General features: G+C 61.6%; 12 protein-coding genes. 2 read left to right on the forward strand and 10 right to left on the reverse strand.

All coding sequences use genetic code 11. The features are described 5' to 3' along the window. Positions 1-274: 274 nt before the first annotated feature. Together AC1D2R_RS14835 and AC1D2R_RS14840 are read right to left on the reverse strand one after the other, a co-directional pair. Positions 275-1,462, reverse strand: a complete 1,188-nt coding sequence (locus AC1D2R_RS14835) for a Gfo/Idh/MocA family protein (RefSeq protein ID WP_477968026.1) — start codon at positions 1,460-1,462, stop codon at positions 275-277. A 141-nt stretch (positions 1,463-1,603) separates the two neighbouring features. Beyond that, a complete protein-coding gene (locus AC1D2R_RS14840; protein WP_057471453.1) occupies positions 1,604-2,656 on the reverse strand; it encodes a sugar phosphate isomerase/epimerase family protein in 1,053 nt (350 codons plus the stop codon). A gap of 291 nt (positions 2,657-2,947) precedes the next feature. Here AC1D2R_RS14840 and AC1D2R_RS14845 point away from each other — a divergent pair, with 291 nt between their 5' ends. After that, the gene (locus AC1D2R_RS14845; protein WP_477968027.1) at positions 2,948-4,720 is read left to right on the forward strand and encodes an adenylate/guanylate cyclase domain-containing protein; all 1,773 of its coding nucleotides are present in this window, start codon (positions 2,948-2,950) and stop codon (positions 4,718-4,720) included. Positions 4,721-4,773: 53 nt separating this feature from the next. Here the strand turns inward: AC1D2R_RS14845 and AC1D2R_RS14850 are convergent, their stop codons facing one another. The 3 genes from AC1D2R_RS14850 to AC1D2R_RS14860 all read right to left on the reverse strand — a co-directional run bounded on the left by AC1D2R_RS14850 (position 4,774) and on the right by AC1D2R_RS14860 (position 8,411). Continuing rightward, complete coding sequence (locus AC1D2R_RS14850) at positions 4,774-5,721, reverse strand: substrate-binding domain-containing protein (protein WP_477968028.1); 948 nt, start codon at positions 5,719-5,721, stop codon at positions 4,774-4,776. A 73-nt stretch (positions 5,722-5,794) separates the two neighbouring features. Further along, complete coding sequence (locus tag AC1D2R_RS14855) at positions 5,795-6,796, reverse strand: ABC transporter permease (RefSeq protein ID WP_477968029.1); 1,002 nt, start codon at positions 6,794-6,796, stop codon at positions 5,795-5,797. A gap of 91 nt (positions 6,797-6,887) precedes the next feature. Next, a complete protein-coding gene (locus AC1D2R_RS14860) occupies positions 6,888-8,411 on the reverse strand; it encodes a sugar ABC transporter ATP-binding protein (protein ID WP_477968030.1) in 1,524 nt (507 codons plus the stop codon). Positions 8,412-8,577: 166 nt separating this feature from the next. Between AC1D2R_RS14860 and AC1D2R_RS14865 the strand changes: the two genes are divergently transcribed. Then, entirely contained in the window at positions 8,578-9,609 is a 1,032-nt protein-coding gene (locus tag AC1D2R_RS14865) for a LacI family DNA-binding transcriptional regulator (protein WP_477968132.1), read from the forward strand. Positions 9,610-9,789: 180 nt separating this feature from the next. On the opposite strand, the gene xylA is transcribed toward AC1D2R_RS14865, so the two are convergent. The 5 genes from xylA to AC1D2R_RS14890 all read right to left on the reverse strand — a co-directional run bounded on the left by xylA (position 9,790) and on the right by AC1D2R_RS14890 (position 15,713). Continuing rightward, entirely contained in the window at positions 9,790-11,100 is a 1,311-nt protein-coding gene (gene xylA, locus AC1D2R_RS14870) for a xylose isomerase (RefSeq protein ID WP_477968031.1), read from the reverse strand. Between the two features lie 215 nt (positions 11,101-11,315). After that, positions 11,316-12,776, reverse strand: a complete 1,461-nt coding sequence (xylB, locus tag AC1D2R_RS14875) for a xylulokinase (RefSeq protein WP_477968032.1) — start codon at positions 12,774-12,776, stop codon at positions 11,316-11,318. 17 nt (positions 12,777-12,793) lie between these two features. After that, complete coding sequence (locus AC1D2R_RS14880; RefSeq protein ID WP_477968033.1) at positions 12,794-13,819, reverse strand: LacI family DNA-binding transcriptional regulator; 1,026 nt, start codon at positions 13,817-13,819, stop codon at positions 12,794-12,796. Then, entirely contained in the window at positions 13,819-14,019 is a 201-nt protein-coding gene (locus tag AC1D2R_RS14885; RefSeq protein WP_477968034.1) for a hypothetical protein, read from the reverse strand. Before AC1D2R_RS14885 ends, AC1D2R_RS14880 begins: the two co-directional genes overlap by 1 nt. A 104-nt stretch (positions 14,020-14,123) precedes the next feature. Next, the gene (locus AC1D2R_RS14890; protein WP_477968035.1) at positions 14,124-15,713 is read right to left on the reverse strand and encodes a DHA2 family efflux MFS transporter permease subunit; all 1,590 of its coding nucleotides are present in this window, start codon (positions 15,711-15,713) and stop codon (positions 14,124-14,126) included. Between the last annotated feature and the right edge of the window lie 21 nt (positions 15,714-15,734).

Raw genomic sequence — 15,734 nt, forward strand, 5'->3', positions numbered from 1 at the left:
AAGTACAGAGAGTCCATGACAAAACTGCAACGTTGCAGATCGGTGTGGAACTGTTCAGATCGTACCCCGACAGCCAACCCTGCGCAAAATGGTGGCAGTCTGCTGCGCCCCCCCCCACGACCTCCCTCACCCCTCGCTCGTCACAGCAAAGCACCCCGCGCATGCGCGGGTGAATGAACAAGTGCGATCACTCCGTCATCCTCGCCTCTTGAGGCGAGGATCCATTTCGAGACAATTGGCAAGTCAGACGGAGCGTGCCAAAGCCGATTGAGGCCTAGACTTTGACCCAGGCGCCGTTCTTCTTCGAAGACGCAACACAGGCGTCAACGAATGCCACGCCCTTTACGCCGTCGTCGACTGTCGGATAGACCACGTCCTTGTCGACAGCCTTGCCCTTTTTGTGGGCGTTGATGGCATGAGCGGCTTCCGTATAGATCGTGGCGAACGCTTCGAGATATCCTTCGGGGTGACCCGACGGAATGCGCGAGACGCGGGCCGCAGCCGGCCCGGAGCCTGCACCGTTGCGAGTGATCAGGCGCTTCGACTCGCCAAACGGCGTGTACCAGAGATAGTTCGGATCCGCCTGCACCCATTCGAGACCGCCCTTGGTGCCGTAGACTCGCACCTTCAAGCCGTTCTCGTGACCGGGCGCCACCTGGCTGCACCAGAGCATGCCCTTGGCCGGCTTCTCGCTGCCCTTCGCCTTGAAGCGCAGCATGACGTGAGCGTTGTCGTCGAGACGGCGGCCCTCGACGAAGCTGTCGAGATCGGCAGCAAGGCTGTCGAGTTCGAGACCGGAAACGAAGGAGGCGAGGTTGTAGGCATGCGTGCCGATGTCGCCTGTCGAACCGCCCGCGCCCGACTGAGCCGGGTCGGTGCGCCAGACGGCCTGCTTGGCGCCGCTCTGTTCAACCGCTTCCGTCAACCAGTCCTGCGGATACTCGGCCTGCACGATGCGGATATCGCCGAGTTCGCCGCTGGCGATCATCTCGCGCGCCTGACGGACCATAGGGTAGCCCGTGTAGTTGTGCGTCAGGATGAAGAGCGCGCCGCTCTCGTCGGCCACCTTCTTCAGCTTCTTGGCGTCCGCCAGGTTCGACGTCAGCGGCTTATCGCAGATGACATGGATGCCGCGGCGCAAGAATTCCTTGGCAGCGTCGTAGTGCACATGGTTCGGCGTGACGATCGAGACCGCCTCGATGCCGTTCTTCAGCTTTGCTTCGCGGATCGCCATCTCGCGATAGCTGGAATAGGTGCGTGACGGGTCGAGACCGAGATCGCGGCCCGATGCCATCGCCTTCTCAGGCGTGGACGACAGCGCGCCCGCAATGAGTTCATACTGGTCGTCGATGCGGGCGGCGATACGGTGCACCGCACCGATGAAGGCGCCGGCGCCGCCGCCGACCATGCCGAGGCGGATGCGCGGCTCGCGCGTATGTTCCGATGATGCTTCGATTGCCATTGGTTCCTCCTGAAAATCTGATAGCTCGAGATATCTCCCCTCTGCCCTGCCGGGCATCTCCCCCGCGGGGGAGAAGACTCGCGGCAGCGCCGCAGCCACGTCCCTCCCCCTTGTGGGGAGGGTTGGGGAGGGGTCTTGTCTTTAAAGCCCGAGCATCCGTCTGTTCGCCGCCTGGTCCGTGCCGCTGCCGGCGAAGTCGTCGAACGCCTTCTCGGTGACGCGGATGATGTGCGCCTTGACGAACTCGGCGCCCTCGCGGGCACCGTCTTCCGGATGCTTCAGCGCGCATTCCCATTCGACCACGGCCCAGCCGTCGAAATTGTTGGCCGTCATTTTCGAGAACACCGCACCGAAATCGACCTGGCCATCGCCGAGCGACCGGAAGCGGCCGGCACGTTCGACCCAGCCCTGATAACCGCCGTAGACGCCCTGACGTCCCGTCGGATTGAACTCGGCATCCTTGACGTGGAACATCTTGATGCGGTCTTTGTAGATGTCGATGTTGTCGAGATAGTCGAGGCATTGCAGGACATAGTGCGACGGATCGTAGAGCATGTTGGCGCGCGGATGATTGCCGACACGCTCGAGGAACATCTCGAAGGTGATGCCGTCATGCAGGTCTTCGCCGGGATGGATCTCATAGCACACGTCGACGCCGTTGGCATCGGCGTGATCGAGGATCGGCTTCCAGCGACGAGCAAGCTCGTCGAAGGCGGTCTCGACAAGACCGGCCGGGCGCTGCGGCCACGGATAGATGAACGGCCAGGCAAGCGCGCCCGAGAAGGTCGCATGGGCCTTGATACCGAGGTGCTTGGAGGCTGTCAGTGCCATCTTCACCTGCTCGACCGCCCATTCCTGACGGGCCTTCGGGTTTCCACGCACTTCGGGTGCGGCAAAGCCGTCGAAAGCTTCGTCATAGGCCGGATGAACGGCAACCAGCTGCCCCTGCAGATGGGTCGAAAGCTCTGTGATCTCGACGCCGTTTTCACGCGCCTTGCCGGCAAACTCGTCGCAATAATCCTTGGAAGACGCAGCCTTCTTAAGATCGATCAGCTGGCTCGCCCAGGTAGGAACCTGCACGCCCTTGTAACCGATGTCGGCGGCCCATTTGGTAATCGAATCCCACGAGTTGAAAGGTGCAGCATCGCCCGCAAACTGCCCGAGGAACAAGCCGGGGCCTTTGATCGTTTTCATGTCAGATTCCTCCCTGAACATTGACCGTAAACGTTTCTGGTAGAGTTCTACCACTTAGTTTGCCGTCCGCAAGCCGATTCCAGCTGGACGGCAGATTTGCCCAGTGGGCGAAAATCGAAGGTCCGGACTTAATCACGGCATGCCCTCGCCCGCAAGACGTACGTACCGCATTTCTTGCCTCCATCGGCCAGCGGCGAGCCGCCCCATGCCGTGGTCGAGACGGCACACAGGTTCGTTTGATGGAACTTCCCCTCGTCCCGTGATATCCTCTTCGGACCAGGAGGTTGGCGGATGACGCGGCGACTGGCAGCAATCTTGGATGCCGATGTTGTCGGCTTCTCCCGGCTGATGGGCCTCGATGAAGCAGGGACATTCGCGACGTTGAAGGCGCGCAACTCCGAGATCATCGTTCCCGCGATCACGCGCAACAACGGGCATGTCGTGAAATTCATCGGCGACGGGACGCTTGCGGAGTTCGCCAGCGTTGTGGATGCCCTGAGCTGCGCGATGGAGATCCAGAACGCAATCGTCCTGCGCAACGAGGGCGTCGCCACGGAGCGCCGGATGCTTTGGCGCATCGGCATCCACCTCGACGACATCCTGGCCGAAGACGACGACATCTACGGCGACGGGGTCAACGTCGCCGCTCGGTTGCAGGGGCTGGCTCCGCCGGGCGGGATCTGCGTCTCGCAACAGGTTTGCGATCAGGTCAGCTCCCAACTGGACTTCAGGGCAACCGACTTTGGCAACCGCAGGCTCAAGAACATCGATCATCCCGTGCGTGTTTGGCGTTGGTCGCCGGCCGGACAGGACGAGACCGTCCCCGAGGTGCCCACTGCCGCTCCATTGCCGATCCAGAAGCGACCCTCGATTGCGGTCCTGCCGTTCGCCAACATGTCGAGCGTGGAAGGGCAGGAACACTTTTCGGACGGATTTACCGACGAGCTGATCGCAACGCTTGCGCGCTGCCGGTGGCTGCTCGTGGCCGCGCGCAACTCGTCCTTCAGCTATAAGGGACGCGCAATGGATGCCCGCAGGGTCGCTGAAGAGCTCGGCGTGAAATACGTGCTGGAAGGCAGCGTTCGACGGTCGAACACCAAGATCCGGATCACGGCTCAGCTGCTCAACGGCAGCGACGGAACGCTGCTCTGGGCGGAGCGCTACGACCGCACGCTCGCTGACATTTTCGACGTTCAGGACGAAATCGCTTCCGAGATTACCGGGACGATCGAACCGGAACTCGGCACCATCGAATTCGCTGCCCTTCGCGGACGTTCGGCAGTCGACATGACCGCGTGGGAGATCTACCTCAAGGGCCTCTGGCACCTCTATAAATTCACGCTCGACGAGCTCAATACATCCAAGGAGCTGTTCGAACAGGCAATCCGCATTGATCCGACGTTTGCGCTGGCGCTGGCGCGCCTTGCCTATGTGCATATCCAGCTCGGCTGGTATGGCTCCATCGATGACCGCGCCGGACGCATATGCGAGGCGATCGATCTTGCCGAGCGTGCGATCGCGCTCGACCAGAAAGAGCCGGCGGCACATCTGGCGCTTGGCCGGGCGCTTGCGCTTGACGGCGCGACCGCGGCCGGAATTGCCCATCTTCGCAATGCGATAGAATTGGACCACAGTTTCGCCCAGGCGCATTTCGCGCTCGGTCAGGCTCTGTGCTACATCCAGCGGCCCGAGGAGGGAATGCCGGAAATCAAGGAAGCCTTTCGCCTCAGTCCCCGTGATCCGCATTTGTGGACTTTCTACAATATGCTTGCGATCGCCCATTATCAGCTGGGCAATATGGCGGACGCTGCCCAGGCCGCGCGCGCATCGCTGCGTTCCCCGAACGTAACCTTCTGGCCGGCGATGATTCTGGTGGCGGTTCTTGGACGGCAGGGCAAAGTCGACGAGGCAAGGGAAGCAATCGGAACGCTTCATCGTTTCCGCCCGGGAATGAACCTCGCTGCGGCGCGGCGCGAGTTTTATTTCGGTGACAACGCCACCATGACCGAGGCTTTCGTCGAGCAGTTCACCGCCGACCTCGCAAGCGCCGGTCTACCGCAATAGTCATCGGGAAAGGCGCCCACCCCTTCGGATGAGCGCCTCAATCCTCGCAAGGATCAGAACGGAGAATCCGGGAAGTAGAAGTCCTTCGCGTTGTCCTTCGTCACCAGCGTCGCGTCAAGGATATAGGTGCCGCGAACCGGAACCTGATCGTAGAGCGAAGCAGCGGTCAGTTCCATTGCCGTGCCAACCATCGCCGGCGGATAGAGAACGTCTACGGGGATCAGCTTGTCGCCGTCCATGACCTTCTTGACCATGTCCTTGGAGCCGGCGCCGGCGACGACATATTGGATGTCGGTACGCTTCGCCTGCTCGATCGCCTGCAGCACACCCACGGCCATGTCGTCATCCTGGCACCAAACTACATCGATCTTCGGGTACTTGGTCAGGTAGTCCTGCATCACCTTGAAGGCATCGTCGCGGTTCCAGTTGCCGAACTGGCGGTCGAGGACCTTGACGTTTGAGCCGGCGATACCCTTGTCGAAGCCATCTTGGCGCTGCTGATCGATCGGGATCGGCAGACCGCGGATGACGACGACCTGTGCATCAGGGGTGGTGTCCTTGATGTACTTGCCAGCGACTTCGCCGAGCGCGGGGTTATTTCCGGCGATGTAGATATCCCGGACGGAATCGTCGTTCGCGCTTGGTGCGCGGTCGACGAGTGCGACGAAGGTGCCCTTGCTCTTCACTTCCTTGATGGCGTTGACAAGCGGATCCGGATCGGACGGCAGGATGACGAGAGCGTCCATGCCCTGCGTTGCAAGGTCCTGCACCGCATTCGCCTGGCTCGCCGCATCAGGCGATGTCTTGACGATGACGTTGAGGCCAGGATGCTCGGCCATCAAAAGCTTGGCAACCCGCTCGGCATGGAACACCACGCCCGAGGTCCAGCCGTGGTCGGCTGCCGGAATGGAAACGCCGATCGTCACTTTCTTGTCTTCGGCGTGGGCGACGCCGGCGAGCAAGGCCGCCGCAACCGCCAAGCCATACATTGTCTTACGCATGTTTATTCTCCTCCCAACGAACTTCGGGGCTTGCAGACTTCCGACCGGGCGCCCCGTTGACCCAATCAATTCCTTATCTGCGTGCCAGCGACCGCTGCACGAGCATGGCGATGATGATGATCGAGCCCTGGATGGCGCCGATCAGATACTCGCTGATGAAATTCGACAGCAGCATGATGTTGCCGACGAGTTCGAGAATGAAGGCGCCGCAGATCGTGCCCCATACCCGGCCGGCACCGCCCTTGAGCGCCGTTCCGCCGACGACGACGGCGGTGATTGCCTGGAGCTCCCACAGAATGCCGGTCGTTGCAGAGGTCGAGCCGAGGCGCGGCACGTAAAGCAGAACAGCAATGGCGACGCAGAGCCCCTGGATGACGAAAGCGATGGTACGAACGCGGTTGACCGCGATGCCGGAATAGCGCGCCACATCGCGGTTCGAACCGACGGCCACGACATGCCGGCCATAGCGGGTACGATAGAGGATGAAAGCGGCAACGGCCGTGACCGCGAGGATTACCACGATCGGTACGGGAATGCCGGCAATGGAACCGAAATAGACCGGACGGTAAAGCGCCTGCTGTTCGGGCGACCGCAGCGTGATTGCGCCGCCCTGCGACAGCCAGGTCGTGAGACCGCGATATATGCCCATGGTACCGAGCGTCGCGATAAACGGCTCGATCTTGCCGAGCGTCGTGATCAGGCCGTTGGCCAGGCCGCAGAGCGCGCCGGCAACGACCGTGAAGACCACCGCAACGACAAGCATCAACACGGGATTGGCAACGATCCCGGAATTCATCAGCAGGATCATCAGGCTGGCGACGAAGGCCACCATCGAACCGACCGAAAGATCAAGGTCACCGGACGAAATCACGAAGGTTGCACCGACCGCGATGATGGCGATGAACGCGCTGCGCGTGGCGACATTGGCAAGGTTGGTGATACCGATGAAATTCGGGTTCACCAACGCGCCGACGACGAGCAACAGGGCGAGCGCTGCAAAGGGCGCGACTGCCCTGAGGTCGATATCCCGCCAGGAGCGCCGTCTGATCTCCCTGGTCTCCTCGTTCACACTCATCTCCAAAACCAACCTCCCGTCCCATCCCTGCTGGGCATTTTGTGTCTCCTGCCGCCTGATCGGCGGCTGTTTGCTATTTGTGCGGCCTGCGTCAGGCGGCCTTCTTCTTCAGGCCCGCCGCATAGCGCATGATCTCCTGCTCGGAGATCTCGTCTCCCTCCAGCACGCCAACGATACGCCCCTCACGCATCACGGCCACCCTCGTACAAAGGCCTATGACCTCCGGCATTTCGGATGAGACGACGATGATCGACCGGCCGTCGCGGGCCAGCGCCGAGATGAAATGATAGATCTGCTGCTTCGTGCCGACATCGATACCGCGTGTCGGTTCGTCGATGATGATGATGTCAGGTTCGGTCTCCATGACCTTGGCAAGAAGCAGCTTCTGCTGGTTCCCACCCGACATGCGGCCGGCCACAATATTGCTGTCGCGAACTCGGATATCGAAGCGACGAGTTGCCTTTGCCAAGGCGGCCGCTTCGCTCCTGGGGTTGAGATAGCCGTGATACGAATGCTGCCCGAGCGACTGCAGGGTCAGATTGGCCATCATGCCCGAGCCGAGCAGAAGACCTTTCGACTTGCGGTCCTTGGTCATGTAGGCGAGCCCGCTGCGATTGGCGGCATGCGCATCACCGGCGGGGATCGCTTCACCCTTGATGCTGATCTCGCCCGATGTACGCGCCCGCAGGCCAGCAATCGCTTCCATCAGCTCGGTCCGGCCGGACCCGATCATGCCCGAAAACCCGATGATCTCTCCCTTGCGAAGCTCGAAGCTGGCGTCCTGGACGTAGCCCGTCGAAACGCCATCGACACGGAGCACGACCTCTTCGTCGACGTCGGGCTCGACCTTGGTCGGATAAAGGCTGGAAAGCTCGCGACCGACCATCAGCTGCGCGATCGATTCCCCGTCGAGGATCGCTGTGGGCGACGTTTTGACCCACTGACCGTCCCTCAGCACCGTGATCCGGTCGGTCAGCTCCATGACCTCGTCCAGCTTGTGTGACACGAACACGAAGCTCGTGCCCTTGTCGCGAAGCTTGCGGACCTGCTTGAACAGAAAATTGGTTTCCTCGCGTGACAGCACCGCCGTCGGCTCATCCATGAAGACGACGCGCGCATCGCGGCTGATCGCCTTGGCGATTTCCACCATCTGCTTGTCGGCGATGGAAAGCGTGCTGATCAATGCGTTCTCGTCGACATGCGAACCGAGCAGATCGAGCGCCTTGCGGGTTTCCGCGCGCATGTACTTGCGGTCCAGCATGCCGAAACGGGTGACCTCGCGGCCGAGAAACAGGCTCTCGGTGACGGTCAGATGTTCTGCGAGATTGAATTCCTGGTGGATGATGACGATGCCGAGTGCCTCGGCCGCACCGTTGGGGGGCAGCGTCACCGGCTTGCCGTCGAGCAGGATCTCGCCGGACGTCGGCTCCTCGAAGCCGGACATGACCTTGACCAGCGTCGATTTTCCGGCGCCGTTCTCACCCATCAGCGCATGGATTTCACCCGCACGGAGATCGAAGTTGACGCTGAAGAGAACCTGCACCCCACTGAAGGATTTGCATATGCGCCTCGCGGACAACACCACGGGCGCTGCCTCGACAGTCTCCACACTCATGATTTCCTCCCTGCGGGCTCCCGGCCGCTTAAGCACCTATGTAAACCTTTACATACGCGATGTAAAGGTTTACATCGTGCTTTACACAGATCTGTCGCCGTCAGCCTTTGACGTATCGCTCAGTCTGTGTAGTGTCGCCGCGAATGCAGCCCCAAGGCAGAACGCAGTGTCGAATTCCGCACCCGCCACAATCGAAGACGTCGCCAGAATCGCCGAGGTTTCCATCGCGACGGTCTCCCGGGCGATCCACACGCCGGAGAAGGTCGCAAATTCCACGCGGCTCAAGGTGAACCAGGCAATCGCCATTACCGGATACACGACCAACGCCATGGCGCGCAGCCTGCGGCTTGGCCGGTCCAACATGATTCTGGTCGTGGCACCCGACATCGGCGACCCCAATTTCTCCAACATTCTGGTCGGCCTTGAGAACGAGGCTCGCGCCCATGGCTACGGCATCCTCATCGGCCACACGCAGAACGACGCCCAGCGTGGCCTTGAATATCTCAAATTTCTGAATTCAAACCAAGCGGCGGGGCTGATCCTTTTCACCGGCATCCTGCCCTTCGGCCACCAGACGATGACGGCCAGGCTGCCGCCGAGCGTCGGCGTCTTCGAACCGGTCTTCAACGGCGGCATCCCCTATGTCGGCGTGGACGATACCGAGGGCGCCCGCAAGGCGGTGGACCTGTTGCTCGCCGAGGGCCACCGCAAGATCGCCTTCATCGGCGATTCGCGCACCAGACTAGCCTATAGCCGACGGCGTCAGGGCTATGACGACGGTCTGGATGGAGCCGGTGTGACCCCGGATCTTCGCATCGTGATTGAAGGCGACGGAACGCTTGAAAGCGGACGCCACGCCGTCGAGCAGCTTTTCATGCGCGACACGCTGCCGACCGCCTTCATGTGCGTTAACGACCAGACCGCGATTGGCGTGATGATCGGCCTCAACGCCCGCGGCTACGACATCCCGCGCGATTTCTCGGTGACCGGCTTCGACGACGTACCGCAAGCCGTCTTCATGTCCCCCCCGTTGACGACGATCCGCCAGCCGCGAACGGCAATCGGCAAGCAGGCCATGGCGCTTCTGCTGGAGCTCCTGTCGGACGGCCAGCCCGCCGAAACGGAAATTCTGCTTCGGCCCGATCTGGTGGTTCGCAACTCGGTGTCGGCGCCTTCACGGAGGTGGACGAAGCGCTGATTATGAGGACGACGGGCGGTGAGATCAAGCTGCGGATGGATCTGGCTGAAGAGCAAACGTGTTGAAGGCTCAATTGCGGCCACCGATGATAGAAGGCCATCCCTTTGCCGCCACGCCAGGAAACAAGAAAGCCGGGAAGCTCTCGCTCCCCGGCTCTCTCCTCAAAAAGTCAAACCCGCATCAGACGTAACGGTTCACAACGTTTTCCAGCAGTTCCTGCTTGCCGGACTTCGGCTGCGGGTTGATGTCCTTGCTTTCGACCCATTCGGCGATCTGCTCGAGCGAATACTCGCCGCGCAGCAGCTTCTGAGCATCGGCCGAGTTCCAGCCTGCGTAGCGATCTTCGAGCGGCTGCGACAGCGCCTTGTCCTCGATCATCTTGGCAGCGGCTTTGAGGCCGCGGGCGCAGCAATCCATGCCGCCGATGTGGCCGATCAGCAGGTCTGCCGGATCGAGCGACTGACGGCGCAGCTTCGAATCGAAATTGGTTCCGCCCGTCTTGAAGCCGCCGCCTGCCAGAACGTGGTAGTAGGCGAGCGCCATTTCAGGAACGTTGTTCGGGAACTGGTCCGTATCCCAACCGGACTGGTAGTCGTTGCGGTTCATGTCGATCGAGCCGAAGATACCGAGCGCGTTGGCAAGCGCCAGCTCGTGCTCGAAGGAGTGGCCGGCGAGGATCGCATGGCCCTGCTCGATATTGACCTTCACTTCGTTTTCGAGGCCGTTCTTCTTCAGGAAGCCGTAGACCGTCGCGACGTCGTAGTCGTACTGATGTTTGGTCGGCTCCTGCGGCTTCGGCTCTATCAGGATCGTGCCCTTGTAGCCGATCTTGTGCTTGTATTCGACAACGAGGTTGAGGAAGCGACCGAGCTGGTCGAGTTCGCGCTTCAGGTCGGTGTTGAGCAGGGTTTCGTAGCCTTCGCGGCCGCCCCAGAGAACGTAGTTCTCGCCGCCGAGCTTCTGCGTGGCGTCCATGCAGGTCTTCACGGTTGCTGCGGAGAACGCGAAGACATCCGGATCCGGATTGGTCGCGGCACCCGACATGAAGCGGCGGTTGGAGAAGAGGTTCGCCGTGCCCCAAAGCAGCTTGACGCCGGTTGAGGCCTGCTTCTCGGCGAAGTAGTCGACGATCTCGTTGAGGTTCTTGGTGTTCTCGGCGAAGTTCTTGCCTTCCGGACGCACGTCGGCGTCGTGGAAGCAGTAGTAGGGCGCACCGAGCAACTGGAAGAATTCGAAGGCGACATCCGCCTTCAGCTTCGCAGCCTTCATCGTGTCCTCGAACCACGGACGCAGGAAGGTCTGACCGCCGAAGGGATCGCCGCCCGGCCAGGTAAAGGTGTGCCAGTAGGCCACGGCAAAGCGCAGATGATCTTCCATGCGCTTGCCCATGACGATTTCGTCAGGCTGGTAGTAACGGAAGGCCAGTGGGTTGGTGCTGTCGGGGCCTTCGTATTTTACTTTCTGGGTATCGCCGAAAAATCCGGTGCTCATGATCTGTCTCCTTGGTGGTATTCGAAGCGGTTCTGATCTCTTGTTTTCGCCTGGGGCAGCCCCCTCATCCGCCTGCCGGCACCTTCTCCCCAATGGGGAGAAGAGACGTACGGCAACGCTTGCGACTCCTTCAGGTGCAAACGCTGCGGGCGCCCCCTCTCCCCTCGGGGAGAGGGTAGGGTGAGGGGGCAGCCTGAAGTTCCATGCCCGCGATCTTAGTGCACAGCTCCCAGCGACTTGATCGCCGGATAAAGCGCGCGGTAGCGCCTGTAGGCATCCTCGTAGGCACCGCTCAAAGCCTTGTCCGGCTCGATCGTGCCGTCCGTTTCCGGCGGTGTGCAAACGGCAACCGGGTCTGCACCGGTGGCGGCGATCAGGCCGAGGCGGGCAGCACCGAAGGCCGCGCCGAAATCGCCATCGGCAGGCAGATCGACAGGAACGCCGAGCGCCGTCGCGATCGAGGCCAGCCAGTAGCGCGAGCGCGAGCCGCCGCCGATGGCCGTGACGCGACTGATGTCGGTGCCGGCCGAACGCAGCGCCTCGAGATTGTCGCGGATCGCGAACGACACGCCTTCAAGCACCGCCTGGGACAGTACGACGCGGCTGCTTTCATGCGCGAGGCCGATGAAGGCACCGCGGATGACTGCATCGTTGTGAGGCGTGCGCTCGCCGGAGAGATAGGGCAGGAAGGTGACGCCCGAGGGCGCCTTAAGCGTCTCGCCGAGTTCGGAGGTCAGCTCCGCCGGCGATTTGCCCGTCACATCGGAATGCCAGTTCAGCGCATCCGTGGCGGAAAGAATGACACCCATCTGGTGCCAGGTGTTGGGCAGCGCGTGGCAGAAGGCATGCACGGCACTTTCCGGCTTCGGCAGATAGGCGCCGTTTGCCGCAAAAAGAACGCCCGAGGTCCCAAGCGAGACGAAGGCCGCACCATGGCTGACCGTCCCCATGCCGCAGGCCGACGCCGCATTGTCGCCAGCCCCGCCGGCGACGACTGCAACGCCCGAGATGCCCCATTTGGAGGCGAGCTCGGAACGCAGCTCGCCGCCTTGCTCGGTGCCTTCGATGAGCGTCGGCATCTGCCTTTCATCGAGGCCGGTTGCGGCCAGAAGATCGGATGACCATTTGCGCTTGCCGGTGTCCAGCCAGGCGGTGCCAGCCGAATCCGACATCTCGGAGATGTGCTCACCGGTCAGCCAGAGGCGCAGGTAGTCCTTCGGCAGCAGCACCTTGGCGACCTTGGCGAAAATCTCAGGCTCGTGCTTGGCGACCCAGGCGAGCTTCGGCGCGGTGAAGCCGGGGAAAACGATATTGCCGGTCAGCTGGCGGAATTTCGGATCGGCATCGAGTGCCGCCGCTTCAACGTGGCTGCGCGTATCGTTCCAGAGGATGCAAGGACGCAGCACCTTGTCGTCGGCATCGAGCAGCGTCGCTCCGTGCATCTGGCCGGAAAGACCGATGCCCTTGACGGCAGCGAGTTCCCTGGGATGCTTCGCCTTCAAACCGGCAACTGCCTCTTCGGTCGCGCGAATCCAGTGCGACGGCTCCTGCTCCGACCAACCCGAATGCGGACGCGAGACATCGAGCGCCCCGTTGGCCGAACCGATGATCCTCTGACCGCCGTCGATCAGCATTGCTTTCACGCCGGAGGTTCCGAGATCGAGACCCAGATACATGTGTTTCTCCCTTGCCGTTACGGCAGATTGTCTTTCAGGAATATGTCGAGGCGGATACGCTCCTGGCCGTCGATGACGGCAAGCCCGTCCGCCTTCGCCTTGAGGACGCGAATGGCGCTGCGCACCTCGTGCCCGGCGTCCTGATTGAGGATCGCATCGATCGTGCCGTCCAGAAGAGCGGCTCGGGTATGAGTGGTCAGTTCATGGGCGACGACGGTCAGCGGTCGATCGCCCGCCTTTTCCTTCAGCGCCCTGATCAAGCCGCGATTGCCGGCGCCCAGGCTGTACACGCCGATAATCCCGCCCTGTTTCGAGAGCGCATCGGCAACCAGCATATGCGCCATCTCAGGATCGTCGCGACCCTCGATAACAGGCAGGAGCGACAGGGACGGAAAGTCCTTGGCGATGACGGCTGCGAACCCCTCAAGACGCTCCCGATGGTCGCGCACCAGCATCGAGCCGGCGAGAACGGCGATATCGCCCTTGGCGCCGCCGAGAAACCGGCCGAGCAGGCTCGCGGCCGTGCGGCCGGCCGCGATATTGTCGACGCCCGCATAGTGATGACGCTGCGAACCCGTGAGATCGGACACCACGGTGACAACAGGAATGCCCCCCTTCACCAGGCGGTCGACGGCATCGCGCACCTCAGGTGCGTCGGTCGCCACGAGAGCGATCCCGGCGGGCCTCTCTTCGCCGAGCTTTTCAAGCACGGCGACAAGTGCTGCGGGATCAAAGGCCGGAACCTCGATCGTCCGGATCTCCGTACGGTCAACGGGGGAGCGCGCGACTGCGGCGCGCACTTCGGCATTCAGCGCGTACATGAAGGAATTGTCGCTGGCGGGAAGGATGAATACGAACGGGTATGTGCGACCCTTGGCAAGGTTGGCGGCTGCCACATCGCGCACGTAACCGAGCTCGCGGATGGCGTTCTCCACCTTCTCGCGCGTCACGTGGCGTACGCCCGGACGCTGGTTCAGCACCCGGTCGACGGTCGCAAGGCTGACGCCGGCGACAGCGGCGATATCATGAACTGTTGGTCTCATCACTCCTCCTGCGAGACCTTTAACTCCAAATTTGATGTACGTAAATCAAAATCTGCAGGCAGTTGTTTTTTCTCGAAAGAGTCGTCCCTGTTTTCGTGATCTGCAGTGCTCTCGGCCTCCACTTGCCGCGCAGCTTTTCCAATGTCGCGGCGCTTTCCCGCATCGTTTTCGGTGGCGGCCACAGCCGCCTCGCCGGCCATGTAGCCGGACTCGTGCCCATGTTTCTAGACCAGCCGCGCGAAATGACGCAAAGACGCCGGCTTTGGTTTCCCAAGCCGGCGATATTATGGTTTCGTCATGGAAATTAGTGGCCGCCGCCGCCCCCGCCGCCTTGCGGTGCGGGTTTGTCGATCAGCACGATGCCGAGGATCATCGCGAGGAAAAGCACGGTCAGCATCAGGAAGATGTCGCCGAACGACAGCACCATCGCCTGCTTGGTCACCAGCCCGACCATCTGCTTGATCGCAACTGCCGCCCCGTCCATGCCATAGGCATCGAATTTCGCTGCCATGTTCTTCATCTGGTCGATCGCTGCGGGATGACCCCAGTCGAAACCCTCACGAAGCCGCTGGTAATGCACGTCCTGGCGGTTCGTGAGCACGGTGTTGATAACCGCGAGCCCGACCGCGCCGCCGAGGTTGCGCGTCAGATTGAAGAGGCCGGACGCACCACGCATGCGTGCCGGCGGCATCGTGCCGAGCGCGATGTTGTTGATCGGCACCATGCACATCATCAGTCCGAAGCCGCGCAGGATCTGCGGAATGAAGAGTTCGTAGAAATCCCAGTCCGTCGTTACGCCCGTCATGATGTAGGTGCCCGCCGCGAAGCTCACGAAGCCCAGCACCATCATCATGCGCAGGTCCATCTTGGTCGACAGCTTGCCGGCGATCGGCGCGGTAACGAACATCGCAAGGCCCGATACGAACATCGTTTGGCCAATCATCAGCGAATCGTAGCCGCGGATGCGCCCGAGGTAGAGCGGATAGATATAGGTCAGGCCGTAGAGGCCGATACCCATGACGAAGGAAAACAGCGAGCCGACGGAGAAATTCCGGTTGCTGAAGGCCCTGAGATCGACGACGGGAAAGTCGACCTTGAACGCGCGGTAGAAAAACACCACGCAACCGATCGCGGAGGCAACGGCGGCCATCGTGATATGGCCATCGTTGAACCAGTCGTTGGAATTGCCCTCTTCCAGCACATATTCCAGCGCGCCGAGGAAGACGCCCATGGAGAGCAGGCCCCACCAGTCGAACTTCTTGAAAAGCGAAAATTCCGGCTTGTCGAAATCGATGAAGTTCCAGGTCACCAAGGTAACGATGATGCCCGGTATGATATTGACGAGGAACAGCCAGTGCCAGGAAAAGGCGTGGCTGAGATAACCGCCGACCGTCGGGCCGATGGTCGGCGCCAGCGTCGCAATCAGGCCGATGATCGGCGACACGATGCTGCGCTTGGAAGGCGGAAAGATCGTGAACGCCGCGGCGAACACCGACGGGATCATGCCGCCGCCGATGAAGCCCTGGATGGCGCGGTAGACGATCATCTGGTCGATGTTCGTTGCCGTCGCGCAGAGCGCGCTCGCCATCGTGAAGCCGGCAGCCGAGAGCGCAAATAAATATCGCGTCGAGATGATGCGCGCCAACGTTCCCGACAGCGGAATCATGATGACTTCGGCAATCAGATACGATGTCTGCACCCAGCCGATTTCGTCTGAGCCGGCGCTGAGACCCGCCTGAATCTCGGCGAGGGACGCCGAGACGATCTGAATGTCGAGGATAGACATGAACATGCCGAGCACCATCGCGAAGAACGCGATGAGCTTGCGGGGATCCATGTGGTCGACCGCAGCCGGTGCGGCCGGAACGGTTCCGATTGTTGCGCTCGCGGCCATTGGCCTACCTCGTCAGACGAT

Source organism: Rhizobium sp. P1_C7 (assembly GCF_056406295.1).

Coding starts and splice junctions, on each gene's coding strand:
- AC1D2R_RS14890 (WP_477968035.1), bottom strand. CDS start 15,713: ATGGCCGCGAGCGCAACAATCGGAACCGTTCCGGCCGCACCGGCTGCG.
- AC1D2R_RS14855 (WP_477968029.1), bottom strand. CDS start 6,796: ATGAGTGTGAACGAGGAGACCAGGGAGATCAGACGGCGCTCCTGGCGG.
- xylA (WP_477968031.1), bottom strand. CDS start 11,100: ATGAGCACCGGATTTTTCGGCGATACCCAGAAAGTAAAATACGAAGGC.
- AC1D2R_RS14835 (WP_477968026.1), bottom strand. CDS start 1,462: ATGGCAATCGAAGCATCATCGGAACATACGCGCGAGCCGCGCATCCGC.
- AC1D2R_RS14845 (WP_477968027.1), top strand. CDS start 2,948: ATGACGCGGCGACTGGCAGCAATCTTGGATGCCGATGTTGTCGGCTTC.
- AC1D2R_RS14860 (WP_477968030.1), bottom strand. CDS start 8,411: ATGAGTGTGGAGACTGTCGAGGCAGCGCCCGTGGTGTTGTCCGCGAGG.
- AC1D2R_RS14885 (WP_477968034.1), bottom strand. CDS start 14,019: ATGGCCGGCGAGGCGGCTGTGGCCGCCACCGAAAACGATGCGGGAAAG.
- AC1D2R_RS14850 (WP_477968028.1), bottom strand. CDS start 5,721: ATGCGTAAGACAATGTATGGCTTGGCGGTTGCGGCGGCCTTGCTCGCC.
- xylB (WP_477968032.1), bottom strand. CDS start 12,776: ATGTATCTGGGTCTCGATCTCGGAACCTCCGGCGTGAAAGCAATGCTG.
- AC1D2R_RS14880 (WP_477968033.1), bottom strand. CDS start 13,819: ATGAGACCAACAGTTCATGATATCGCCGCTGTCGCCGGCGTCAGCCTT.
- AC1D2R_RS14840 (WP_057471453.1), bottom strand. CDS start 2,656: ATGAAAACGATCAAAGGCCCCGGCTTGTTCCTCGGGCAGTTTGCGGGC.